23 protein-coding genes are annotated in these 24,099 nt (G+C 70.4%); 7 read left to right on the top strand and 16 right to left on the bottom strand.

What is annotated here, in order from left to right:
- Positions 1 to 2: 2 nt before the first annotated feature.
- Genes nirD through H4Q84_RS15495 form a run of 5 tightly spaced genes read right to left on the bottom strand, consistent with a single transcriptional unit; the run spans position 3 to position 7,850 of the window.
- The gene (nirD, locus tag H4Q84_RS15515; protein ID WP_248579985.1) at positions 3 to 335 is read right to left on the bottom strand and encodes a nitrite reductase small subunit NirD; all 333 of its coding nucleotides are present in this window, start codon (positions 333 to 335) and stop codon (positions 3 to 5) included.
- A complete protein-coding gene (gene nirB, locus H4Q84_RS15510; RefSeq protein WP_248579984.1) occupies positions 332 to 2,866 on the bottom strand; it encodes a nitrite reductase large subunit NirB in 2,535 nt (844 codons plus the stop codon). Before nirB ends, nirD begins: the two co-directional genes overlap by 4 nt.
- 10 nt (positions 2,867 to 2,876) lie before the next feature.
- Positions 2,877 to 4,289, bottom strand: coding sequence for an FAD-dependent oxidoreductase (locus H4Q84_RS15505; protein WP_248579983.1), 1,413 nt, complete (start codon positions 4,287 to 4,289; stop codon positions 2,877 to 2,879).
- Positions 4,286 to 6,343 carry a molybdopterin oxidoreductase family protein gene (locus H4Q84_RS15500; RefSeq protein WP_248579982.1) on the bottom strand — a complete coding sequence of 686 codons (2,058 nt, stop codon included), beginning with the start codon at positions 6,341 to 6,343 and terminating at the stop codon, positions 4,286 to 4,288. Before H4Q84_RS15500 ends, H4Q84_RS15505 begins: the two co-directional genes overlap by 4 nt.
- Position 6,344: 1 nt before the next feature.
- Positions 6,345 to 7,850 (bottom strand): MFS transporter, encoded by a 1,506-nt coding sequence (locus tag H4Q84_RS15495; protein WP_248579981.1) that lies wholly within the window; start codon positions 7,848 to 7,850, stop codon positions 6,345 to 6,347.
- 351 nt (positions 7,851 to 8,201) lie between these two features.
- Between H4Q84_RS15495 and H4Q84_RS15490 the strand changes: the two genes are divergently transcribed.
- The 3 genes from H4Q84_RS15490 (at position 8,202) to acs (ending at position 12,327) form a co-directional block, all read left to right on the top strand.
- Positions 8,202 to 8,585 (top strand): DUF485 domain-containing protein, encoded by a 384-nt coding sequence (locus H4Q84_RS15490; protein ID WP_248579980.1) that lies wholly within the window; start codon positions 8,202 to 8,204, stop codon positions 8,583 to 8,585.
- Positions 8,582 to 10,237: a cation acetate symporter gene (locus H4Q84_RS15485; protein ID WP_248579979.1), complete on the top strand. Its 1,656-nt coding sequence runs from the start codon at positions 8,582 to 8,584 to the stop codon at positions 10,235 to 10,237. Before H4Q84_RS15490 ends, H4Q84_RS15485 begins: the two co-directional genes overlap by 4 nt.
- Before the next feature lie 119 nt (positions 10,238 to 10,356).
- Positions 10,357 to 12,327 (top strand): acetate--CoA ligase, encoded by a 1,971-nt coding sequence (gene acs / locus H4Q84_RS15480; RefSeq protein ID WP_248579978.1) that lies wholly within the window; start codon positions 10,357 to 10,359, stop codon positions 12,325 to 12,327.
- Positions 12,328 to 12,427: 100 nt separating this feature from the next.
- On the opposite strand, the gene nhaA is transcribed toward acs, so the two are convergent.
- Positions 12,428 to 13,648 carry a Na+/H+ antiporter NhaA gene (gene nhaA / locus H4Q84_RS15475; protein WP_248579977.1) on the bottom strand — a complete coding sequence of 407 codons (1,221 nt, stop codon included), beginning with the start codon at positions 13,646 to 13,648 and terminating at the stop codon, positions 12,428 to 12,430.
- A gap of 192 nt (positions 13,649 to 13,840) precedes the next feature.
- On the opposite strand from nhaA, the gene H4Q84_RS15470 reads away from it, so the two are divergent.
- The gene (locus H4Q84_RS15470; protein ID WP_248579976.1) at positions 13,841 to 14,236 is read left to right on the top strand and encodes a phage holin family protein; all 396 of its coding nucleotides are present in this window, start codon (positions 13,841 to 13,843) and stop codon (positions 14,234 to 14,236) included.
- Between the two features lie 3 nt (positions 14,237 to 14,239).
- On the opposite strand, the gene H4Q84_RS15465 is transcribed toward H4Q84_RS15470, so the two are convergent.
- From H4Q84_RS15465 to nth, 4 genes are read right to left on the bottom strand one after another with little or no spacing between them, the layout of a single operon-like run.
- Positions 14,240 to 15,415: a MarP family serine protease gene (locus H4Q84_RS15465; RefSeq protein WP_248579975.1), complete on the bottom strand. Its 1,176-nt coding sequence runs from the start codon at positions 15,413 to 15,415 to the stop codon at positions 14,240 to 14,242.
- A complete protein-coding gene (locus H4Q84_RS15460; RefSeq protein ID WP_248579974.1) occupies positions 15,412 to 16,137 on the bottom strand; it encodes a CoA pyrophosphatase in 726 nt (241 codons plus the stop codon). Before H4Q84_RS15460 ends, H4Q84_RS15465 begins: the two co-directional genes overlap by 4 nt.
- Positions 16,134 to 16,661 (bottom strand): TlpA disulfide reductase family protein, encoded by a 528-nt coding sequence (locus H4Q84_RS15455; protein WP_248579973.1) that lies wholly within the window; start codon positions 16,659 to 16,661, stop codon positions 16,134 to 16,136. The genes H4Q84_RS15460 and H4Q84_RS15455 overlap by 4 nt, the downstream gene beginning before the upstream one ends.
- Positions 16,658 to 17,305 carry an endonuclease III gene (gene nth / locus H4Q84_RS15450; protein WP_248583663.1) on the bottom strand — a complete coding sequence of 216 codons (648 nt, stop codon included), beginning with the start codon at positions 17,303 to 17,305 and terminating at the stop codon, positions 16,658 to 16,660. Before nth ends, H4Q84_RS15455 begins: the two co-directional genes overlap by 4 nt.
- 214 nt (positions 17,306 to 17,519) lie before the next feature.
- Between nth and H4Q84_RS15445 the strand changes: the two genes are divergently transcribed.
- A complete protein-coding gene (locus H4Q84_RS15445; RefSeq protein WP_248579972.1) occupies positions 17,520 to 18,197 on the top strand; it encodes a Crp/Fnr family transcriptional regulator in 678 nt (225 codons plus the stop codon).
- 39 nt (positions 18,198 to 18,236) lie between these two features.
- On the opposite strand, the gene H4Q84_RS15440 is transcribed toward H4Q84_RS15445, so the two are convergent.
- The 6 genes from H4Q84_RS15440 to H4Q84_RS15415 form a co-directional block, all read right to left on the bottom strand.
- Entirely contained in the window at positions 18,237 to 19,139 is a 903-nt protein-coding gene (locus H4Q84_RS15440) for a DUF559 domain-containing protein (protein ID WP_248579971.1), read from the bottom strand.
- A 155-nt stretch (positions 19,140 to 19,294) separates the two neighbouring features.
- A complete protein-coding gene (locus H4Q84_RS15435; protein ID WP_248579970.1) occupies positions 19,295 to 20,080 on the bottom strand; it encodes an MBL fold metallo-hydrolase in 786 nt (261 codons plus the stop codon).
- A complete protein-coding gene (locus H4Q84_RS15430) occupies positions 20,077 to 20,925 on the bottom strand; it encodes an NUDIX hydrolase (RefSeq protein ID WP_248579969.1) in 849 nt (282 codons plus the stop codon). Before H4Q84_RS15430 ends, H4Q84_RS15435 begins: the two co-directional genes overlap by 4 nt.
- Before the next feature lie 4 nt (positions 20,926 to 20,929).
- Complete coding sequence (locus H4Q84_RS15425) at positions 20,930 to 21,388, bottom strand: RidA family protein (RefSeq protein WP_248579968.1); 459 nt, start codon at positions 21,386 to 21,388, stop codon at positions 20,930 to 20,932.
- Positions 21,388 to 21,546 (bottom strand): DUF4177 domain-containing protein, encoded by a 159-nt coding sequence (locus H4Q84_RS15420; protein WP_248579967.1) that lies wholly within the window; start codon positions 21,544 to 21,546, stop codon positions 21,388 to 21,390. Before H4Q84_RS15420 ends, H4Q84_RS15425 begins: the two co-directional genes overlap by 1 nt.
- Positions 21,547 to 21,556: 10 nt before the next feature.
- The gene (locus H4Q84_RS15415) at positions 21,557 to 22,150 is read right to left on the bottom strand and encodes a YdeI/OmpD-associated family protein (RefSeq protein ID WP_248579966.1); all 594 of its coding nucleotides are present in this window, start codon (positions 22,148 to 22,150) and stop codon (positions 21,557 to 21,559) included.
- A gap of 66 nt (positions 22,151 to 22,216) precedes the next feature.
- Between H4Q84_RS15415 and H4Q84_RS15410 the strand changes: the two genes are divergently transcribed.
- Positions 22,217 to 23,377 (top strand): sensor histidine kinase, encoded by a 1,161-nt coding sequence (locus H4Q84_RS15410; protein WP_248579965.1) that lies wholly within the window; start codon positions 22,217 to 22,219, stop codon positions 23,375 to 23,377.
- The gene (locus H4Q84_RS15405; RefSeq protein WP_282580251.1) at positions 23,374 to 24,051 is read left to right on the top strand and encodes a response regulator transcription factor; all 678 of its coding nucleotides are present in this window, start codon (positions 23,374 to 23,376) and stop codon (positions 24,049 to 24,051) included. Before H4Q84_RS15410 ends, H4Q84_RS15405 begins: the two co-directional genes overlap by 4 nt.
- Positions 24,052 to 24,099: the final 48 nt, after the last annotated feature.

Here is a 24,099-nt window from a genome sequence, read left to right as displayed (position 1 = left end):
CCTCAACCAGCGGCTAGTGGACCGACGAGGACGGATCCGTCGTCGACCCGGACGTCGTACGTCGGGACCCGGACCGCCGCATCGTCGAGGCACTGCCCGGTGCGCAGGTCGAAGGCCTGCTTGTGCAGGGGCGACGCGACGAACGGGATCTCACCACGCGTCCCCACGATGCCCCGCGAGAGCACCGAGGCACGTCCACAAGGGTCGTAGTTGGAGATTGCGTACACGTTTCCCGCGTGGGTCCGGATGATTGCGATTGCCTCGCCCTGCACGAGCGCCACGACCCCACCTTCACGCGGTACGTCGTCGAGGTGGCACACGCGCTCCCAGCTCACCGCGCGCCCACCGGGATGGTCAGGCCGAGCGACACCGGCCCGGCGACGTCGTCCGGCGCGATCTGGCCCCGCTCGTCGCTGAACGAGATGTGCGGGTCGGGAGTGTCCGGCGCATTCACGAACGACACGAACCGGGCCAGCTTCTCCGGGTCTTCCAGTGTCGCCTTCCACTCGTCGAAGTAGCCGTCCACGTGCCGCGCCATCGCGGCCTCCAGCTCACTGCCCAGGCCGAGTACGTCGTCCACGACGACCTCGCGCAGCCGCTCAAGCCCGCCGTCCAGCGACGCCACCCACGGGGCGGTGCGCTGGAGCCGGTCAGCGGTGCGCACGTAGTACATGAGGAAACGGTCCAGGTAGCGGACCAGGTCGTCGGTGGACAGGTCGCCGGCCAGCAGCTGCGCGTGCGCCGGGGTGGCACCACCGTTGCCCGCGACGTACAGGTTCCAGCCCTTCTCGGTCGCGATCACGCCGAAGTCCTTCGATCGCGCCTCCGCACACTCGCGGGCGCAGCCGCTCACGCCGCCCTTCAGCTTGTGCGGTGAGCGCAGTCCGCGGTAGCGCAGCTCGAGGGCGATCGCCAGGCTGGTCGAGTCCTGCACGCCGTAGCGGCACCACGTCGAGCCGACGCACGACTTCACCGTGCGCAGCGACTTGCCGTACGCATGTCCGGACTCGAAGCCGGCGTCGACGAGCCGGGTCCAGATCGCCGGCAGCTCCTCCATCCGGGCGCCGAAGAGATCGATCCGCTGGCCGCCGGTGATCTTCGTGTAGAGCCCGAAGTCGCGGGCCACCTCGCCGATCACGATCAGCTTCTCGGGTGTGATCTCGCCGCCGGGGATGCGCGGTACGACGGAGTAGCTGCCGTTGCGCTGGATGTTGGCGAGGTAGGCGTCGTTGGTGTCCTGCAGCGCACGGTTGGACTCGTCGAGCACATGGCCGCCGAGTTGGCTGGCCAGGATCGACGCGATCGCCGGCTTGCAGATGTCGCACCCGCGGCCGCTGCCGTGGGCCTCGACGATCTGGTCGAAGCGGGTGTAGCCATGCACGAGCACGACGTCGAACAGCTCGGCCCGCGTGAGCGGGAAGTGCTCGCAGATGCTCCTGTCGACGACCTTGCCCTGGGCTGCGAAGTGGTCCTCGACGATCTTCTTCACCGTCGGCTTGCACGATCCGCAGACCCCGCCGGCTCCGGTGCACTTCGTGACGCAGGCGGCGTCGGTGCAGGCGTCGTCGACCGCGCCGACGATCTCGGCCTTGGTGACGGTGTTGCACGAGCAGACGACCGCCTCGTCGGGCAGCCCGATCTCGACCGCGCCTCGCAACGCCGGGAGGATCAGCTCCTCCGGGTTGGCCGGCAGCGCGATCCCGGAGGACACCATCGGTCGCAGCACGCCGTACGCCGACGCGTCGCCGACCAGGATGCCGCCGAGCAGCCGCGTGCCGTCGTCGCTGACCACCAGCTTCTTGTAGTGGCCGGCCACCGCGTCGGCGAACACCAGCTCCAGCGCGCCTTCGGTCGTGGCGTGGGCATCGCCGAACGACGCGACGTCGACGCCGAGCAGCTTGAGCTTGGTGGACATGTCGGCGCCGATGAAGGCGCCCGGGCCGCCGAGCATCGCGTCGACCACGACCTCCGCCATCGTGTAGCCGGGCGCGACCAGTCCGTACATCCGCCCACCCGGAGCCGCGCACTCGCCGATCGCCCACACGTGCGGGTCGGAGGTGCGGCACTGCTCGTCGACGAGCACTCCGCCGCGCTCGGCCAGGTCGAGGCAGGCCTCGCGGGCCAGCGCGTCACGCGGCCGGATGCCGGCGGAGAAGACAACGATCTCGGCGGCAATCGGGTCGGCGTCCCGCAGCGCCAGCCCGGTTACCCGCTCCTCGCCGAGCACCGACTCGGTGGCCACGCCTGCGTGCACCGTGAGGCCGAGCCTGGTCACGTGCCGGGCCAGGGTCGCGCCACCGGCGTCGTCGACCTGCACCGGCATCAGCCGCGGCGCCATCTCGACGACGTGGGTGTCGAGCCCCAGCTGCATCAGGGCATTCGCCGCCTCCAGCCCGAGGAGGCCGCCGCCGATGACGGCGCCCGTGGTCGCGGTGGCCGCTGCCTCGCGGATAGCCTCGAGGTCCTCGATGGTGCGGTAGACGAAGCAGCCGGGCAGGTCGCGGCCGGGCACCGGGGGCACGAACGGCGCGGCACCCGTCGCAAGCACCAGCTCGTCATACCCCAGCACCCCGCCGTCGGCCAGAGCCACCGTCCGCGATTCGGCGTCGATGCCCAGCACCTCGGAGCCGAGCACCAGCCGCACCCGCGGGTCGTCGTACACGCCGTCGGGAAGGAGCGAGAGGGCCTCGGCGCCGACTTCGAAGTACGACGTGAGCGCGACGCGGTCGTACGCCGGCCGTGGCTCCTCGCCGATGACCGTCACGTCGTAGGTCTCGGTCAGGCCCCGCTCGACGGCGGCCTGCACGAACCGGTGACCGACCATGCCGTGGCCGACCACGACGAGCTGCTTGCGGATGTGGGTCATGTGGATCTCCTCAGGGTGTGCCGGTGCGGGCGGGACGGGCGGCCAGCAGCTCGCGGACCGAAGCGGCGCAGCCGCCGCAGCCGGTCGTGGCCCGGGTGGTGTCGCGCACCTGGTCGAGCGAGTCGCAGGCGCGAATGGCGCCGGCGCTGACGCCGGCGCACGCGCAGATCTCCGCGTGGTCGGGCAGTCGCGTGGGCGGCGCCTGCTTCTCGCCGATGAGCAGCGCGCCGGGCTCGTGGGCGGCCAATGGGGTGCCGCGGTCGTAGTACTGGGTGATGAGACCGATCCGGCTCAGGTCGCCGACCAGCGTGCCCGCGACGATCCGGGAGTCGCGCACGACCAGTTTGCGATGCGTGCCGAGCACCGGGTTGGTGACCTCGACGACCTCGCCGTCGGTGCGCTCGGGGTCGCCGAGCACGGCCACGTCGAGCCCGGTGGCCCGCAGCCGGGCGACGCTGCGGCTGCCGCGGTAGGTGACGTCGCCGCCGGAGAGGTGCGCGGCGAGTACGCCGGCCTGCTCCCACGCCGGTGGCACGAACCCGGTGGTGCGACCGTCGTGCTCGGCACAGTCGCCGATCGCGTGCACGCGCTGGTCGTCGACGCTCTCGAGCCGGCCGCCGATGACGACGCCGCGACGCACAGGGAGTCCGGCAGCCCGGGCGAGCGCCGTACTCGGGCGGCCGCCGGCGGTGAGGACGACCAGGTCGGCGTCGAGCGTGTAGCCGTTGTCGAGGCGGAGCGCGGGCTGCTCGTCGCCTTCGAGGCGTACGGCGCGCGCGCCGGTGTAGACGGTTGTCCCGAGCCGGGCCAGCGCCCGTTGCAGCACACGTCCGGCCGGAGCCCCGAGCTGGCTGCGCAGCACGTGCTCGCCACCCTCGACGATCTCCGTGCCGAGTCCTCGCACCGCCAGAGCCCGGGCCACCTGGAGGCCCAGCAGGCCGCCTCCGACGATCACCGCGCGCTGCGGCGCCGGGTCTGCGGTGAGGGCGGCCAACAGGCGGCGGCAGTCGTCCAGGCTGCGGAAGGCGTGCACCGCCTCGTGCAGCCGCCCGTCACGACGCACCAGCCCGCGGATCGGCGGCAGCGTCGGGACCGAGCCGGTCGCCAGCACCAGCCGGTCGTAGGCCAGGCAGCTGCCGTCGACCAGCGTCACCTCGCGCCGCTCGCGGTCGATGCCGAGCACCCGGGTGCCGAGCCGCAGGTCGATGCCGTTGTCGGCGTGCCAACCGGGCTCCCGCAACGTCAGCGCGTCCGCGCGGTGGGTGCCCTCGAGCACGGCCGACAGCAGGATCCGGTTGTACGGCGCGTGGTCCTCGTCGCCGAGCACGGTGATGTGGTGGCCGGCACCGCGCGCGACCAGCTCCTCGACGAGCCGGGTGGCGGCCATGCCATTGCCGACGACGACGATCCGTTCGGCGATCACGTCCGCACCACCGCGGCGCAGACCTTGAACTCCGGCATCCGGCTCGACGGGTCGAGCGCGTCGTTGGTGAGCCGGTTGACGCCGACCCAGTGCAACGGCACGAAGACCGTGTCCGGCCGGATCGTGTCAACCACGCGGGCCGCGGCCTTCATCTCGCCCCGCCGGGTGGCGACGACGACCGGCTCGCCGTCGTACGCGCCGATGCGGTCGGCCAGCGACGGGTGCATCTCGACGAACGGGCCGTCGTCGGCGAGGGCGGCGATCCGCCGGGTCTGCGCGCCGGACTGGTACTGCGCGAGCACCCGCCCGGTCGTCAGGTGCACCGGGTAGTCAGCGCACGGCACCTCCGCGGCACCCACGTGGTCGACCGAGACGAAGCGGGCCAGTCCGTCGGCGTGCGCGAAGGTCTCGGCGAACAGCCGCGGCGTACCCGGGTGGTCGCTGGTCGGGCACGGCCAGAAGACCCCGTGCTCGGCCCGGATCCGTGCGTAGTCGATGCCCGCGTAGTCGGCGCGGCCACCGGCAGAGGCCCGACCGAGCTCGGCGAACACGGCCTCCGGATCTGTCGAGAAGGCCACCGGCGAACAGAGCCGCGACGCCAGCCCGGCCATCACGTCGAGGTCGGAGCGCACACCGTCGGGCGGCGGCACCGCCTGCTCGCGCAGGATGACGCGGCCCTCGAGGTTGGTCATGGTGCCGGTCTCCTCGGCCCACTGCGTCACCGGGAACACGACGTCGGCCATCGCCGCGGTCTCCGACATGACCAGGTCGCAGACCACGAGCAGGTCGAGCGCGGCGAGGCGTTCGGTGACGTGAGTGGCGCGCGGCGCGGAGACCACGATGTTGGAGCCGAAGACCAGCAGCGCCTTCGCGCCGTCGTCGGTGCCGAGTGCCGCCAGCATCTCGTACGCCGACCGGCCGGGGCCCGGCAGCGCGTCGGCGGCGACTCCCCAGACCCGGGCCACGTGGGCGCGCGCCGCGGGGTCGTCGATCATCCGGTAGCCCGGCAGCTGGTCGGACTTCTGCCCGTGCTCGCGTCCGCCCTGGCCGTTGCCCTGTCCGGTGAGGCAGCCGTAGCCGGAGGCGTCCTGGCCCGGCATCCCCAGCGCCAGGGCGACGTTGACCCACGCGAGCACGGTGGCGGTGCCCTGGCTGTGCTGTTCGGCACCACGGGCGGTGAGCACCATGACGCGCCCGGCTGTTGCGAGCCGGTCGGCGAGGGCGCGCAGCTCCGCGACCGGTACGCCGCTGACCCGCTCCACCCGCTCGGGCCACCACGCGGCCACGTCACGGCGTACGTCGTCGAAGCCGGTCGTGCGGCCCACGACGTACTCCTCGTCGACGGCTCCCGACGCCACCAGCAGGTGGAGCAGGCCGAGGGCCACAGCGAGGTCGGTGCCCGGGACGGGCTGGAGGAATGTGTCAGCCCGGTCGGCAGTCGGCGTACGACGCGGGTCGATGACGACGACGTGTCCACCGCGCTCGCGCAGCCGGTCGAGGTGGCGCGCGGCAGGCGGCATGGTCTCGGCCAGGTTGGAGCCGACCAGCACCAGGGCGTCGGTGCGCTCGATGTCGGCGAGCGGGAAGGGCAGGCCGCGGTCGATGCCGAACGCCTGGTTGGCGGCCGAGGCAGCCGACGACATGCACCAGCGGCCGTTGTAGTCGATCTGCGAGGTGCCGAGCGCGACCCGGGCGAACTTGCCGAGCTGGTAGGCCTTCTCGTTGGTCAGCCCGCCGCCACCGAAGACCGCTACCGCGTCCCGGCCGTGCGTCGCCTGCAGGGTCGCGATGCGCGAGGCCACGAGGTCGAGCGCCTCGTCCCACCCGGCGGCACGCAGCTGACCCGTGCCGCGGTCCCTCACCATCGGAGTGGTCAGTCGCTCGCGGCTGCCGCGCAGCGCTCCGGCGTTCCAGCCCTTGCGGCACAGCGCTCCTTCGGTGACCGGGAACTCAGGCCACGGCTCCACCTTCAGCGGCCGCGGCCCGCGCCCACCCGTCAGGGTCATCCCGCACTGCAAGGAGCAGTAGGGACAGTGGGTGCGAGTGCCGGCCATGTCAGATCCCGGCGCCGGCCAGCGAGGAGACCCGCTCGCGGAGGAAGGACCGGCGCAGGTAGACGAACCAGGTGACCGCGGCGCACACGACGTAGAAGCAGGTGAACGCCGCGAACGCGCCCTGTACCGCGTCGACCGGTCGGTCGACCCAGGGCGCCCCGAACGTCATCGGGATGAGGAAGCCGCCGATCGCGCCGACCGCACCGATGACACCGATCGCCGCGGACGCCTGCTTCGTGGAGTGGGCCAGCGCGACCTCCCGCTCGGGGGTGCCGGGCGTCGTGGCCCGCTCCGCCTCGGTGCGCCAGATCGCCGGGATCATCTTGTACGTCGAGCCGTTGCCGATGCCGGTCGCAGCGAAGACGAAGAGGAAGAAGCCGAGGAACCAGGGGAACCACGAGGTGTTGTCGAGCGCGATCGCCGGGTCGGCGTTGGGGTTGGGCGTCAGCTGCCTGAGCGTCCAGAGCACCGCGAGAGTGCCGGCGACCATGGCACCGAAAGTCACCAGCGTGACCCGCGCCCCGCCGTACTTGTCGGCCAGCCAGCCACCGAACGGGCGAGTCATCGAGCCGACGAGGGCACCGAGGAAGGCGTAGAACGCGAAGTTGATGCCGGTGCCGCCGGGCAGCGGGGCGGGCACGAAGAAGTTGAGCTTGATGAGCAGCGGCAGCGCGGCGGAGTACCCGATGAACGAGCCGAACGTGCCGATGTACAGCAACGCCATCACCCACGTCTGCGACTTCCGCACTACTGCGAACTGCTCGCGCGGCTTCGAGATCGCCGTACCCAGGTTGTCCATGAAGAGGAACGCCGCACCCGCGGCAACCAGCGCCAGCACGATGTAGACGTACGCCGCCCGCTCCAGGTGGATGCCCTCGCCGGCCTGCACCAGGCCGAAGATCCCGACACCGCCCACGATCACCGGCAGGAAGAGCTGGATCAGCGCGACACCGAGGTTGCCTCCCGCGGCGTTCAGGCCGAGCGCGGCACCCTTCTTCGAGGCCGGGTAGAAGAAGTTGATGTTCGCCATCGACGACGCGAAGTTGCCACCACCCAGGCCGGCCGTCGCCGCGATCAGGCAGAACACCCAGTACGGCGTCGCCGGGTTCTGCACCACGACCGCGAACCCGATCGTCGGCACCAGCAGCAGCAGCGCGCTGACGACCGTCCAGTTGCGGCCGCCGAACGCAGGCACCGCCAGCGTGTACGGCACCCGCAGCACCGCCCCGACGAGGTTGGGCAGCGCCACCAGCAAGAACAGCTGCGACGGTGTGAAGTCGAAGCCCATCGCCACCAGGAAGACCGAGCTCACGCTCCAGATCAGCCAGACCGAGAAGCCCAGGTGCTCGGCGAACACCGACCAGCCCAGGTTGCGCCGGGCGATCCTGCGGCCCGTCTCGTCCCAGAACGCCTCGTCCTCGGGTCGCCAGTCGTCGATCCATCTCCCCGTACGGCGCGCGGCCGGGGCCGCGGCTGTCGGAAGGTCGGTGTGGGTGGTCGTCGTCATGTGGAGCATGCAACGCGTTCGACGTAACGCCCGCCGCCGTCCTCCGCGACCGCAACGTCAACTTGTCCTCACGACCTCACGGCCCCTCGCTGGTCGGCGGCCCTGCAGTGATACCCGGCTGACCGGGTATCCCGTCGCCTTGGCGTCGTTGCAACGACGCCAAGGCGTCAGGAAACCCCACGAAGCTCCCGTGTACGACGACCACTCGTCGCGCCACACCGACCGCTGGTCGACACCTGCCACCCGCTGGACGAGCGGTCCGGCCGCGCCACTGCCACTCGTACCCCCGACTGCGCGACAGTGATGGGGGTCACACCCGTGACCACCCCTGCGCACGGAAGGGACACCCCGGTGACATCAGACACTCACGGCTCGCCCAGCGACGCGCCCAAGGGCGAGGCGCACGACCAGGCCTCCCGCCACGACCCGGTCTACGACCGGCTCCACGAGACCGCCGAGTTCACCGAGCTGCGGCGCCGCTACCGGGGGTTCGTCATTCCGGCGACCGTCGCGTTCCTGGTGTGGTACCTGCTGTTCGTCGTCATGTCGAACTGGGCGACCGAGTTCATGAGCACCAAGGTCATCGGCAACATCAATGTCGCTCTCGTCTTCGGTCTGCTCCAGTTCCTGACGACGTTCATCCTCGCTTGGCTCTACAGCAGGTTCTCCAACGCCAAGCTCGACCCGCTCGCGCGGGACCTCAATGACGACTACGAGAAGGGACGCCGCGCATGAGCACGCAGATCGTCGTCATGGCGGCGAGCCACCAGGCCCTCACCACGGTCCTCTTCCTCGCCGTCGTCGCGCTGACCATCGGCATCACGTTCTGGGCGAGCCGGCAGACCAGCGGCGTGGCCGACTACTACGCCGGAGGCCGCAACTTCTCGCCGGTGCAGAACGGCCTGGCCATCGGCGGCGACTACATGTCCGCCGCGTCCTTCCTCGGCATCTCGGGTGCCATCGCGTTGTCCGGGTACGACGGCTTCCTCTACTCCATCGGCTTCCTCGTGGCCTGGCTGGTCGCGCTGCTCCTCGTCGCCGAGATGCTGCGCAACTCCGGCCGCTACACGATGGCCGACCAGCTCGCCTACCGGATGAAGCAGCGCCCGGTGCGCCAGGCAGCCGCGATGTCCACCGTCGTCGTGTCGATCTTCTACCTGCTCGCCCAGATGGTCGGCGCCGGCACGCTCGTCTCGCTGTTGCTCGGCATCGACAGCCAGTTCATGATCAACCTGACCATCTTCGCGGTCGGCGTCCTGATGGTCTTCTACGTCACCGTCGGCGGCATGAAGGGCACCACCTGGGTCCAGATCGTCAAGGCGGTCCTGCTGATGGCCGGCTCGGCGCTGATCGTCGTACTCGTGCTCGCGAAGTTCGACTTCAACCTCTCCGACCTGCTCGGCGCTGCCGCGAGCAACAGCGGCAAGGGCCAGGCGTTCCTCGAGCCCGGACTGAAGTACGGCGCGACGTTCACCAGCAAGCTCGACTTCCTCAGCCTCGGCATCGCCCTGGTGCTGGGTACGGCGGGCCTGCCGCACATCCTGATCCGGTTCTACACGGTGCCCACGTCACGTGACGCGCGGAAGTCGGTGCTCTGGGCGATCGGCCTGATCGGCGTCTTCTACCTGTTCACGCTGGTCCTCGGCTTCGGTGCCGCCGCCCTGCTGAACGGTGGCAACATGGAGCAGGTCACCGCCTCGGGCGGCAACCTCGCCTCGCCGCTGCTCGCCGAGACCGTCGGAGGTGGAGCCGGCTCGACTGGCGGCGCCATCCTGCTCGCGGTCATCGCAGCGGTCGCCTTTGCGACGATCCTCGCCGTGGTCGCCGGCCTCACGCTCACCTCCAGCGCCAGCGTGGCGCACGACCTCTACAACAGCGTGTGGCGCAAGGGGAAGGCCACCGAGCATGAGGAGCTCAAGGTTGCCCGCATCGCTGCGGGTGTCATCGGCCTGATCGCCATCTTGCTGGCCATCCCGGCGCAGAAGCTCAACATCGCCTTCCTGGTGGCGCTGGCGTTCGCGATCGCGGCGTCGGCCAACCTGCCCGCGATCGTCTACAACATGTTCTGGAAGGGGTTCAACACGCGCGGTGCCGTCTGGAGCATCTACGGCGGTCTGATCTCCTCGGTCGGACTGGTCATCTTCAGCCCGATCATGTCCGGCAAGGGTCTCGACCCGACCGGCAAGAACCTGTCGCTTCTGCCGACCAGCATCGACATCTCGTGGTTCCCGCTGGAGAACCCCGGCATCGTGTCGATCCCGATCGGCTTCCTGCTCGGCTACCTCGGTTCCAAGCTCTCGAATGAGCCGGACGCCGAGGAGCGCTACACCGAGCTCGAGGTCCGCGCCCTGACCGGCGCCGGCTCCGAGGCAGCGGTCATCCACTGACGGAGGGACGTGGCCTTCCCGCCGGCGTCGCAGGACGCCGACGGGGAGGTCCGCTCCGTCCGCTCCACGCCAACCCAGAGGCAACCCAGAGGCAACCCACCAGGAGTAAGTTCACCGCCATGGCTGACGAGACGCTCTCAAACCTGCTCAAGGAAGACCGCACGTTTCCGCCGCCCGAGGCCTTGGCCGCCGACGCGAACGTGAAGGAAGAGGCCTACGCCCGGGCCGCCGAGGACCGCGAGGCGTTCTGGGCCGAGGCCGCGGAGCGGCTCGACTGGGGCCAGAAGTGGGACCGCGTCCTCGACTGGGACAACCCGCCGTTCGCGAAGTGGTTCGTCGGCGGCACCATCAACGCGGCGTACAACTGCGTCGACCGGCACGTCGAGGCCGGCAACGGCGACAAGGTCGCGATCCACTGGGTGGGTGAGCCCGCCGACGACAGCCGCGACCTGACCTACGCGGACCTCAAGGACGAGGTCAGCAAGGCCGCCAACGCGCTCACGGACCTCGGTGTCGCGAAGGGCGACCGGGTCGCGATCTACATGCCGATGCTGCCCGAGACCGTCATCGCGATGCTGGCCTGCGCCCGCCTCGGCGCTCCGCACACCGTGGTGTTCGGCGGCTTCTCGGCCGACGCACTCGCCTCGCGCGTCGATGACTGCGGAGCCAAGGTCGTCATCACGTCCGACGGCGGCTACCGCCGAGGCTCTCCCTCGGCGCTCAAGCCGGCGGTCGACGAGGCCTGCACCAAGACCGACAAGATCGAGAAGGTCCTCGTCGTACGCCGCACGGGCCAGGACGTCGAGTGGAACGACGACAGGGATGTCTGGTGGCACGACGTCGTCGACTCCGCCTCACCCGAGCACGAGCCCGAGATGCACGACTCCGAGCACCCGCTCTACGTCATGTACACCTCCGGCACGACCGGCAAGCCGAAGGGCATCCTGCACACGACCGGCGGCTACCTCACCGGGACGTCATACACGCACTGGGCGGCCTTCGACCTCAAGCCCGAGACCGACGTCTTCTGGTGCACCGCCGACGTCGGCTGGGTGACCGGCCACTCCTACATGGTCTACGGACCGCTCGCCAACGGTGCGACGCAGGTGATGTACGAAGGCACCCCCGATTCCCCGCACAAGGGCCGCTGGTGGGAGATCATCCAGCAGTACGGCGTGACGATCTTCTACACGGCGCCGACCGCGATCCGGACCTTCATGAAGCTGGGCCGCGAGATCCCCGACGAGTTCGACCTGTCGTCGGTGCGGCTGCTCGGCTCGGTCGGTGAGTCCATCAACCCCGAGGCCTACATGTGGTACCGCGAGGTCATCGGTGGCGACCGCTGCCCGATCGTCGACACCTGGTGGCAGACCGAGACCGGTCAGCTGATGATCTCGCCCCTGCCCGGCGTCACCGCCGGCAAGCCGGGCTCCGCGATGACCGCGATGCCCGGGATCGAGGCCGACGTCGTCGACGACGACGGCAACTCCGTGCCCAACGGCTCCGGTGGCTACCTCGTCATCAAGCAACCGTGGCCGGCGATGCTGCGCACCCTGTGGGGCGACGACGACCGCTTCGAGGAGACCTACTGGTCGCGCTTCCGCAAGCAGGGCTTCTACTTCGCCGGCGACGGAGCCAAGAAGGACGACGACGGCGACATCTGGCTGCTCGGCCGCGTCGACGACGTCATGAACGTCTCCGGGCACCGGCTCTCCACGACCGAGATCGAGTCGGCGCTGGTGTCGCACCCCAAGGTCGCCGAGGCGGCCGTGGTCGGTGCGGCCGACGAGACGACCGGCCAGGCAGTGTGCGCCTTCGTGATCCTGCGCGACTCCGCCGGTGACGGCGGCGCCGACATCGTCGAGGAGCTTCGCAAGCACGTGCAGAAGGAGATCGGCGCTATCGCCAAGCCCCGCCAGATCATGGTCGTGCCCGAGCTGCCCAAGACCCGTTCCGGCAAGATCATGCGCCGGCTGCTCAAGGACGTCGCCGAGCACCGCGAGGTCGGCGACGTCACAACCCTCGCCGACTCCACCGTGATGGACCTGATCAAGAAGAAGGAAGGGTCCGGGGCGGGCGACGAGGGCTGAGGCCGGCCGCTGGTCGGGATACCCGGTCAGCCGGGTGTCACGTCGGCTTGAGTGCGTTGCAACGACGCCACACCGCCAGCAACGACGCCGAAGCTCGCTTCTACGGCGTGAAGTGGAACCGGTCCCGATGCCCGAGCAGCAGCGCCCCGGCCACAGCGGCGATGAACGATCCGGCGAGTACGGCGGTCTTCGCCTGCTCGCGCACCTCACCGGCAAACGACAGGTCGGCCACCAGTAACGAGACGGTGAACCCCACGCCGGCCAGCACAGCCACCCCGACGAGGTCGCGCCAGGCCAGGTCGTCGTTGAGCTCGGCCCGCGTGAAGCGAGTCAGCAGCCAGGCCCCGCCGAACACCCCGATCGGCTTGCCCACCACGAGTCCCAGGACCACGCCGACCACGACAGGTGACGAGGCCAGCTCGCCGAGCGAGCCGGAGACCACCACGCCCGCCGACATGAACGCGAAGAACGGCACAGCGACCGCTGCGGAGACCGGCGAGAGCAGGTGCTCCAGCCGCTCGGCGGGGCTGCGCTGCTCGTGCTTGTCGGGACGCACCCGCGTCAGCAACCCGAGTACGACGCCGGCGATCGTCGCGTGGATCCCGCTCTCGTGGGTGAACCACCACGCAATCCCCGCCAGCGGCAGGTAGACCAACGGCGTACTCACCCGGAAGTGCTGGGCCAGCGCCCACACCACGAATGCGAGGCCGGCCAGGCCGAGCGCACCGAGGTGCAGCGTCGAGGTGTAGAAGACCGCGATGATCACGATGACGATCAGGTCGTCGACGACCGCGAGGGTCAGCAGGAACGCGCGCAGCGACGTCGGCAGGTTGGAGCCCACGACGGCCAGCACGGCCAGCGCGAAGGCGATGTCGGTCGCCGCCGGGATCGCCCAACCGCGCGTCGCCCCGTCGCCCTGCGACATGTTGGCAACGACGAAGATCAGCGCCGGTACGGCGACCCCGCAGGCCGCGGCCACGACCGGCACTGCAGCGTCGGCGGGCCGCCTGAGCGAGCCGACCACGAACTCGCGCTTGAGCTCGAGCCCGGCCACGAAGAAGAACATCGTCAACGCACCGTCGGCCGCCCAGTGCTCGAGGTCAAGCGGACCGATCGTCAGCGAGCGCAGGTCGAGGTAGGCCGAGCTCCATGACGAGTTTGCCCAGATGATCGCCAGCGCCGCGGCGACCAGTGCCACCGCACCTCCGACAGTCTCGCGCCGGAAGATGTCGCCGAGGAAGGTGTCCTCTTCCGCGTCCCTGCTCGGCAGGAAGAACCGTTGCCGGGGTCCGCGGTCGTGCGGGAACGTGTCGGGGCTCATGAGGACTCTCAGGGGTCGGTGACGTTGTTGCCGACCAGACTTCCCGGCGCACCTGGCGGCCAGACTACCCAACGCCGCGTCGTACACCTGGGACGCTCCCGCAGAGCGCTCGTATAGGGTCAGAACCCTGCGACAACGCCTGTCACACGCCTGCGACATGAGCGCGAACTTACGAACATGACGAGGGGTCCCATGGAACCGGTCAAGGACACCGATCCGACCATCGGCCGACTGGTCCACGACGCGAGCCGCGACATCTCGACGCTGATCTCGAAGGAGATCCAGCTGGCGAAGTCCGAGCTCAAGATCAGCATCAAGGCCGGGGGCACGGGCATCGGGCTGTTCGCCGGTGCCGCTTTCCTCGGGTTGCTGGCCATCATCATGTTCTCGGTGGCGCTGGCCTACCTCATCCACTGGAACGGCTCGGGCCTGGACCTCCACTGGGCGTTCCTGATCGTCACCGCGTTCTACCTGCTGGTGGCCGGCCTGCTGGGATACGTCGGCCTGCGCAAGGTCAAGCAGGTCAAGGCTCCCGAGAAGGCGATCCACCAGGCACAGGAGACGAAGAACGCCCTCACCCACAAGTGAGGCTCAGCCCGCACAGCCGCCCGTGTCGACGGCGCCGCTGGCGGTCAGGCCTAGGGCCGCGCTCTCGGCAACCGCGTCGCTGGTGAGGGCATAGCCGGTCTGCATGTCGGTGACCGACGCCGCGAACACGACGCCCGCCACCCGGCCCTCCGACGTGATGATCGGTCCGCCGGAGTTGCCCGGCCGCACCAACCCGCGCAGCGAGAACACCTCACGCAGCACGGTGCCCTGGCCGTAGATGTCGGGTGAGCGGAGCCGCTGCTCCGATCGCACGCGCGCGACCTGCACGTCGTACGGACCGTCCTGCGGATAGCCCAGTATCGCCACTCCGTCGCCGGCCTTCGCCTCCCGGTCGAACACCAGGGACGGCAGGCCGCTCGAGTCGAACTCGAGCACGGCCACGTCGAGGTCCTCGTTGTAGTAGACGACCTCGGCGGGCAGCGGTCCGGCATCGAGCAGCACCTCCACCCCGTCGACCCCGGCGACGACGTGGGCGTTGGTCATCAGCCGGCCGGGCGCGTAGACGAAGCCACTGCCCTCGATGCCGTTGCCGCACGAGTTGGTGCCGTGCACCTTGAGCACGCTGGCCTGCGCCGCGTCGACGTCGGGATCGGTGAGCAACCGCTTGGGCCCGGGACCGACGTTGACGATGCGCTCGCTCGCGAACGGCTCGAGGTAGCGCGGGAAGAACGACGTGCCCACCACGTTGTTGAACGCCCGAAGCACCCCGTCGGCGCTGGTCGGCAGGGTCTCGTCGACCTGCGCGAGCACGGCCGAGTTGCGCACGAGCGCGGTCACCCCGTCGATGCGCGACCCCGAGATGGCCACTCCGAGGGCCCACGCGACGAGGAGTACGGCGAACGCGCTGAGCGCCGCACCCCCGATCGCGTCGAGCGCCCGCACGGGTTGCCACTTGATGGCATCACGGATCCGGGCGCCGGCGTACTGCAGGACCGCCTGACCCAACGACGCCGAGACGATGACGATGAACAGCGCGCCCAGCGAGACCCACATCGACGGCTCGGCGTCGCCGAGGGCGACCGGCGCCAGCCAGATGCCGAACAGGCCGCCGAGCAGCAGCCCCGCCGTCGCGAATGCTCCGGTGACGAACCCCTGCCAGTAGCCCGAGAGTGCATAGATGCCTGCGAGCGCCACGAGGAGCCAGTCGAGGAGGTTCACTCGCGCTCCCGGAAGTCGGTGTTCTGTGCGAACCGTCGGGGGTCGGCACTGGTGGGATCACTGTGGTGCATGTAGTCGGGAAGGTCACGCATCCGGGAGCCATCCCAGTCGGCACTCCAGCCGAGGTGGTCGAACAGCCGGGAGATGATGCCGGCAGTGAAGCCCCAGAGGATGACCTCGCGGTCGGGGCCGATGAGGAACCCCGGGCCGACCCAGCCGCTCGGGTGCCGCACGGAGATGCGGTGCGTGGGGTCGAGCAGCTCGGCGATGGAGACGTGGTGGATGGCGTGCACCTCGTCCGGGCTGGCGATGCCGACGGGGCCGCGCCTGCGCCAGTAGCCGAGCACCGGCGTGACCGCGAAGTTGCTCGGCGGCAGCCACAGCTCGGGCAGCTCGGCGAAGACCTCGACGCCGGAGGGATCGAGGCCGATCTCCTCGTCGGCCTCGCGCAGCGCCGCCTCGATCGGCGTCTCCCCTGGGTCGATCATCCCGCCGGGGAACGACACCTGGCCGGGGTGCGAGCGCATGTGGTGGGCGCGCTCGGTCAGGAGCAGCTCGCCATCGCCGTCACCGTCGGTGTCGGCAAACAGCATGAGTACGGCGCTGCGCCGGGCGTCGCTGTCGTCGGGCGGCTTGAAGCGGGTCAGGTCGTCCACCGTGATGCTGGCGGCGCCGGCGACGATGGGTTGCAGCCAGGCCGGCAGCCCGGACACCGCTGTCACCCGCCGACCCCGAGGTGCTTCTGCACCAGAGCCTCGAGCTGGGCCACGGTCTTGATCTCCACGAACTCCTGGTGCACGATCTCGCCCTTCGCGTTGACGAGCGCCGTGAAGGGAAGCCCGCGAATGGCGGGCAACGGACCCAACCCGTTGAGATCGCCGTCGAAGTCCTCGTAGAGCGGGTAGGTGACGCCGCTCTGCTCGATCAGCTGGGCGGCCTTGTCGGTGCGCGAGTCCTGGAAGTCGATCCCGATCAGGTCGACCTGGCCGGCGTACTGCTGATGGAACTGCTCCAGCACCGGCAGCTCGGCGCGGCACGGCCCACACCACGAGGCCCAGAAGTTGATGACGGCGGGCCCCCGCACGTCGGCGAGCTGGAGCGGCTCGCTGTCTGCCTCGAACGCATCGAGGCTCTGCTCGGGAAGCGGCTGCGGGAGGGCCTTCGGCTCAACCTTGTCGTCGCGCAATGCCAAGAAGACCACCACCGCCGCGAGCACGAGCACCATCGCGACAAGGACCCGCTTCACGCCGGCCCCTGGGTCTTGATCAGCGCGGCCGCGGCGACCGGGTCGGTCGGCCCCTCGCCGTACGACGGGCAGAGCCGGGCCACGGGGCAGGCACCGCACGCCGGCTTCTTGGCGTGGCAACGACGGCGGCCGTGCCAGATGAGGTGGTGGGACAGCATCGTCCAGTCGCGCTTGGGGAAGAGGTCGGCGATCGCGAACTCGACCTTCACCGGGTCGGTCTCGTCGGTCCAGCCGAGGCGGCGTACGAGGCGGCCGAAGTGGGTGTCGACGGTCAGGCCGGGCACGTCGAAGGCGTTGCCGAGCACGACGTTGGCGGTCTTGCGGCCGACGCCGGGCAGCTTCACGAGCTCGTCGAGGGTGGCCGGCACCTGGCCGTCGTGGTCGGCGACCAGCGCAGCGCTCAGCTTGAGAAGCGACTCGGTCTTGGCCCGGAAGAAGCCGAGCGGGCCGACGAGCTGCTCGAGGTGCTCGCGGGAGGCGGCCGCCATCGCGCGGGCGTCGGGGTACGCGGCGAAGATCGCCGGCCGCGCGGTGTTGACACGCCGGTCGGTGGTCTGCGCCGAGAGCACGGTGACGACCAGCAGCTCGAACGGGTTGTCGAAGTCGAGCTCGCAGCCGGCGTCGGGGTAGGTCTCGGCCAGCATCCGGTCGACCTTGCGGGCGCGGCGTACAACGGTCGTCTCGGGACGCGTGGTCGGGGTGGCGGCAGGCACCCGCCCAGCGTACGGCGCGGCGCCGACACCCTCGTGCGCAGGCAAGTGGCACGCCCCGAGGGCGCAGGTGGCACTGTGACCCAGCCCACTGGATAGGATGCGATCGGACGCCCGGGCCTCGGGCGCGTCAACTACTGGAGGATTCGTGGACAACGACGTACTGCGTCAGGCGCCGCTGTTCAGTGCGCTCGACGACGAGGCGGCCAACGCGCTGCGCAGCTCGATGGTCGAGACGTCGCTGCGCCGTGGCGAGGTGCTGTTCCACGAGGGCGACTCCGGCGACAAGCTCTACATCGTCACCGACGGCAAGGTGAAGCTCGGCCGCTCCTCCTCCGACGGTCGGGAGAACCTGCTGGCGATCATGGGCCCCGGCCAGATGTTCGGCGAGCTCTCCCTCTTCGACCCCGGCCCGCGCTCGGCCACCGTCACCGCGGTCACCGACACGACGTTCGTCTCGCTGTCCCACGCCGACCTGCTGCGCTGGCTCGACGGCCGCCCGATGGTCGCCCGTGGGCTGCTCGCCCAGCTCGCCGGCCGGCTGCGCAAGTCGAACGACGTCGTCGCCGACCTGGTCTTCTCCGACGTCCCCGGACGCGTCGCCAAGCAGCTCCTCGACCTCGCCGACCGCTTCGGCCGCACCGCAGACGACGGTGTGCACGTGCACCACGACCTCACCCAGGAGGAGCTCGCCCAGCTGGTCGGCGCCTCCCGCGAGACGGTCAACAAGGCGCTCGCCGACTTCGCCTCCCGTGGCTGGCTGCGCCTGGAGCCCCGCTCGGTCGTGATCATGGACGTCGAGCGCCTGGGTCGCCGCGCCCGCTGACCTCGTTGAGTCGCGCCTGCGTGTCCGTTCAGTTGCGCCTCAGGCGATCTTGCGCTGCCGCAGAAGCGTCGCAAGGTCCCTGAGCCACGGGTCCGCATCGTCGGAGAACGACCGTTTCGTGAGTACGACGACCGTCCAGCCGCGCTCCTCGAGCCACGCCCGTCGGCGCAGGTCGCGGTCGCGGTCTCGATCGCTCGAGTGCCACGCCTCGCCGTCGTACTCGATGGCGACTCTGGCACGCGGGTAGGCGAGGTCGAGTCTGAAGACCGGGCAGCCGTTCTCGGTGACCCAGTGCTGAGCGACCGGTTGAGGTAGCCCGTGGTCAATGATCGCCAGCCGCATCCAGGACTCCCTCTGCGACTCCGCGACGCCGGTGACCAGTGGGACCAGCTGCCGCAGCTGGACCACGCCACGCCGGCGGAAGTACCGCGGGAGGACCTGACGCATGCCGACAGGGGTGAACCCGTGACCCCTCATCAGCGCCTCCATCGCTGCGAAGGCCTCTGGGCGTCTCAGCGCGCAGCCAAGGTCCATCGCCGTTCGCAGCGGTGTGGTCACTCGCACTCCGTCCACGAGCACCCAGTCGTCGCCGCGCAGGTCACGCGTTCCCCCGCGAACTTGCGGCCGCTCGGTCGCGCGATGCCCCCGCAGGACGTAGGTCTCCAGTGGCGGCGTGCCCTCCAGCTCGGCGTACGCCAGGCAGTCGACACCCCAGATCCATGCGGCGGTGCGGTCACACACGACCGCGTGCCCGCTGATGACCAACCCGGCGGCCCGCGCCCGGAGCAACGGGGTGAGAGGCGCGTCGGCCCTGACGTAGAGCCCGGACATGATCCGGACCAGGCGACGCTCGTCGACGGCAACGCCGAGCGACTTCCGGGAGATGCCCCAGGAGGCCGCCATCGAGGTCGTGAACGGTCCAGTGGGAAGCCGAGGCGTCATGCGGGGGATCCTGCGGCGATTGAAGCTCCGCGCGCTCCGAGAACCCTGCGCCCTGTGGAGAGGCACGCCAGGGCTCGGGCTGTGGACGACTTGCGGCTCGTTCAGCGCATCTCAACGAGCACAGAGCCGCAACTCAACAGGTACGGCGGCGCAACTCAACGGGCGGAGAGATAAGCCAGCTGCGCGCGCACCGAGAGCTCGGCGGCTCCCCAGAGCACCTCGTCGACGTCGGCGTACACGATCTCCACGATCTGCCGGGCGGGATCAGCCTCGGAAGGCGAGAGGGAGGCCAGCGCCGACTCCACCTGCGCCAGCCGGTCGCGCCGGTGGGCGATGTAGAAGTCGAGCGCGCCCAGGGCGTCGTCGATCACCGGGCCGTGGCCGGGCCAGATGGTGCCGACGTCGTGCGCCGCGGCCAGCGCGTGCAACCGGTCGAGGGAGTCGAGGTAGGCGCCGAGCTGCCCGTCGGGGTGCGCGACCACGGTGGTGCCGCGGCCGAGCACCGTGTCGCCGGTGAGTACGGCGCCCTCGGCAGGCAGCAGGAACGACAACGAGTCGGCGGTGTGCCCGGGAGTGGCCACCACATGCACCTCGAGGCCGTCGACGGACACCACATCACCGTCGAAGAGCCCCTCGGAGCCCAGTCGTTGAGCGGGATCGAGCGCCCGCACGCCACAGCCGACCCGCTCGGCGAACGAGCGGGCGGCCTCGGAGTGGTCAAGGTGGTGATGGGTCAGCAGCACGACCGCCACCTCGCCGGCGACGGACGCGACCGAGTCGAGATGGGACAGGATCGACGGCCCGGGGTCGACCACGATCGAGCGGCGCGCGTCTGGCTCGCGCAGCACCCAGGTGTTGGTGCCGTCGAGGGTCATCATGTTGGCGTTGGGAGCCAGCACGCACTCAGCGCGCTCCCCGAAGGAGCCGCCAGACCAGCTCATCGGTCGGCGATCAGCGCCGTGTAGCGCTCGGGGGTCGAGAGGATGTGCCCTTCTCCGTCGCTGATGACCTCCGGCATGAAGATCTCGACCTCGCGTCCCTCGGACGCCGCGAGCACGGCGTCGGGCGAGTCGTACCCACCGATCTCCAGGCAGGTCAGCCACGTCGGCGGCATCATGAAGATCTCGCCGTCGTCGACCGCCGCGACCGCCGAACGGGCCGGCATCCACGCCACGGCCGACGACTCCGTCGACACGTCGCGGGTGCGCTGGCCCTCGGGCAGCACGGCCACGAAGAACCAGGTGCGGTAGCGGCGCGGCTCGAACACCGGCGTCAGCCAGCCCGACCACGCGCCCAGCAGGTCGGTGCGCAGCACCAGCCTGCGGCGTACGAGGAAGTCGGCGAAGGCCAGCTCGCGCGACTCGAGCGCCGCGCGGTCAGCCTCCCAGTCCTCGGTGGTCGTGTCGGAGACCACCGAGGTGGCATCGGGTCCGGCGAGCAGCACGCCGGACTCCTCGAACGTCTCGCGCACCGCCGCACACACCAGCGCCCGGGCGAGGTCCCCGTCGACCCCGAGCCGGGACGCCCATTCGTCAGGCGAGGGACCGGCCCACGCCACCGCCGGGTCGTCGTCGCGCTCGTCGACGCCACCCCCAGGGAAGACGCACATGCCGCCGGCGAACGCCATCGTCGTCTGCCGGCGCAACAGGTAGACGTTCGGCCCGTCAGAGGAAGGACCGAGGAGTACGACGGTCGCGGCGTTGCGCGGCTCTGCCGGCTCCGACGACCCGTCGGCGTACGCCTGCGCCTGCTCGACGAGGTGGGCCGGCAGCGGGAGTCGCTTCACCGGCTCAGACCTCGACGAGGATCTCGACCTCGACCGGCGCGTCCAGGGGCAGCACCGAGACGCCGACGGCGGAGCGGGCGTGGATCCCGGCGTCGCCGAAGACCTTGCCGAGCAGCTCGGAGACGCCGTTGGCGACGCCCGGCTGGCCGGTGAAGTCGGGGGTCGAGGCGACGAAGCAGACGACCTTGACCACTCGCTTGACCTGCGCCAGGTCACCGATCACGGCCTTGACCGCGGCGATCGCGTTGAGGGCGCACTGCTGCGCACACTCGACGGCCTCCTCCGGCGAGACCTCGCCACCGACCTTGCCGGTGTACATCAGCTCGCCCGACCGCATCGGCAGCTGGCCGGAGGTGAAGACGTGGTTGCCCGACTGCACGGCCGGCACGTAGACCGCGACCGGCCTGGCGACCTCGGGCACGGACAGGCCGAGCTCGGCCAGGTTCTCCTCGGGGTGCGACATCAGCCCTCCACCGGTCGCTTGAAGTAACCCACGTTGTTCTCGGGGTTCATGCCCGGCGCGATCTGCACGAGCTCCCACCCCTCGGACCCGAAGTTGTCCAGGATCTGCTTCGCGGCGTGCGTGAGGATCGGCGCCGTCAGGTACTCCCACTTGGTCATGCGACCGACCCTAGTCGGGCTTCGCCTTCTGCGGGTAGACGGTCTCCTGCCGCGCCAGCATGGCCACGAACTCGCGGATCTTCCGCTCGCGCGTCTCGGCCTTCTTCACCTGTACGAGCCGGTGGATGAGCGCGTAGCGGTTGGTCTTCGTGAGCACCTCGAACATCGCCTGCGCAGCAGGATCAGCCGCGATCGCAGCAGCTAGGTCATCTGGTACGACGGCCTCCGAGGGCGGCGCGTAGGCCCGGTCCCAGCGCCCGTCGGCCTTGGCTGCGTCGACCGCTGCGCGCCCCGCGGGCGTCATCCTGCCCTCGCCCTCGAGCCGTTCGATGTGCCCCACGTTGCGTGCCGACCACGTGCTGCGTGGGCCGCGCGGCGTCATCCGCTGGTACGACGTCTCGTCGTCGCGCCGCCGGGCCTGCCCGTCGATCCACCCGAAGCACAACGCCTCGTCGAGCGCGCTCTGCCACGTCATCGTGGTCTTCGTGCCGCCCTTCTTGGTCAGGATCAGCCAGACCCCGGGCGAGTTCGCGTGGTGCTCCTCGAGCCAGGCCCGCCATTGCGCAGGGTCGGCGACGAGCAGTTCCTCGAGTTCGGCAGCCATGGCCAGACCCTAGGGTCATCCCGTGGACTGACGCACCCGCCTTCTCGTCCGTCTACGGTGGCCACCGTGGACGAGACAGGGGTGGGGCGCCGCCCGTGGCAGCTGGAAGCGGCTGGCCGCCAGTGGTTCGACCGCGTCCTGGCCACCGTGCTGCTCCTGCCTTCCCTGGCCATGCCCGTCGCCGGCGTCGACCCGCGGTGGATCGTGCTGTCGGTCGTCCAGGTCCTCCCGCTCTACTGGCGCCGCACCCACCCGGTCGCGGTATTCGTGGCCGTCGCCGTGGCGCACGCAGTGCAGGTGCCGCTGCTGGGCACGCCGATCTGGGGCCAGGTCGCCTTCCCGGTCGCGGTCTACTCCGTCGCCCGGTTCTCGACGGCCGGCCCGGCGCTGGCGGCGATGGCGACCGGCGTCGTGGCCGGCGCCGTGGCCTCCGTCGACTGGCTTGTGGGCTTCTTCGCGCCCGAGGTCACCGTCCAGCGGCTCCTTCCCTACTTCCTCACCTGCTCGGCGTTCGTCGTGACGGCATGGGCGCTCGGCACCCTCGGCCGCACCCGCGCGGCGTACGTCGACACCCTCGTCGAGCGTGCCGAACGCATCCGCTTCGAGGCCGAGCAGCAGGTCGCCCTGGCCGCCTCCGACGAACGCGCCCGCATCGCCCGCGAGATGCACGACGTCGTCGCGCACGGACTGTCCGTGATCGTGGTGCAGGCCGACGGCGCGAGGTACGCCGCGGCTCAGGACCCCTCGCTTGCCACGGAGGTTCTCGGCACCATCGCGAGCATCGGCCGCGAGTCGCTCACCGAGATGCGCCGGATGCTCGGCCTGCTGCGCGCCGACGACACCGGCACAGCGCCGGCACCGAGGCTGACCGACCTCCCGATCCTCATCGAGCAGGCAGGTGAGTGCGTCCGGGCCGAGCTGCACGGGCTCGAGACCGAGGTGCCGGTCGGCGTCGCGCTGACGACGTACCGCGTCGTGCAGGAGGCGCTGAGCAACGTGCGCAAGCACGCGGGGCCCGACGTGCAGGCGCTGGTCCGCGTGCAGGTCACCGACACGGAAGTGAGCGTGCAGGTGGACGACGACGGTCGTGGAGCAGCGGCGGACAACGACGGCTCCGGGCTCGGCCTGCTCGGCATGCGCGAGCGGGTGGCGGTGCACGGCGGCACGATCACGACAGGGCCCCGACCCGGAGGCGGCTTCCGGGTGGACGCGAGGATTCCACTGTGAGCGGAGCGAACGATCCAGCACCAGTGATTCGCGTCTTCCTCGTCGACGACCAGCAGATGGTGCGCGCGGGCTTCCACATGCTCATCGAGTCGCAGGCCGACCTGACGGTGGTGGGCCAGGCCGGCGATGGCCAGGAGGCGGTCGACCTGCTCGCGACCACGCCGGCCGACGTCGTACTCATGGATGTCCGGATGCCCCGCCTCGACGGCGTCGAGGCCACGCGGCTGGTCGCAGCGCGGCCGCAGGGGCCGCGGGTGATCGTGCTGACGACGTTCGACCTCGACGAGTACGCCTTCGCCGCGATCCGCGCCGGCGCCGCGGCGTTCCTGCTCAAGGACGCGGCTCCCGAAGACCTGCTCGGCGCGATCCGCACGGTCCACGCAGGCGACTCCGTGGTCGCGCCAAGCACCACCCGACGGCTGCTCGAACACTTCTCGGCGATGCCCGATGCGCGTACGACGCGGCCCGACGACGCTCGCCTCGACCGCCTCACCGACCGGGAGCGCGAGGTGCTCGTGCTCGTCGGTCGTGGCCTCTCCAACGGCGAGATCGTCGCCAGCCTGGTGGTCGCCGAGGCGACGGTGAAGACGCACGTCAGCCGGCTGCTGGCCAAGACCGGTTGTCGCGACCGCGTGCAGCTCGTCGTGCTCGCGCACGAGGCCGGCCTGGTTTGACCGGGTCGTCCGCCTGAGACCGGGTCCTGGCCCGGTGTGGGGCGGACG

It is taken from the genome of Nocardioides sp. InS609-2, assembly GCF_023208195.1.
Classification (GTDB): domain Bacteria; phylum Actinomycetota; class Actinomycetes; order Propionibacteriales; family Nocardioidaceae; genus Nocardioides.
Note: the sequence above shows the minus strand (reverse complement) of the source record. Positions and strands in the feature narration are given on the sequence as shown.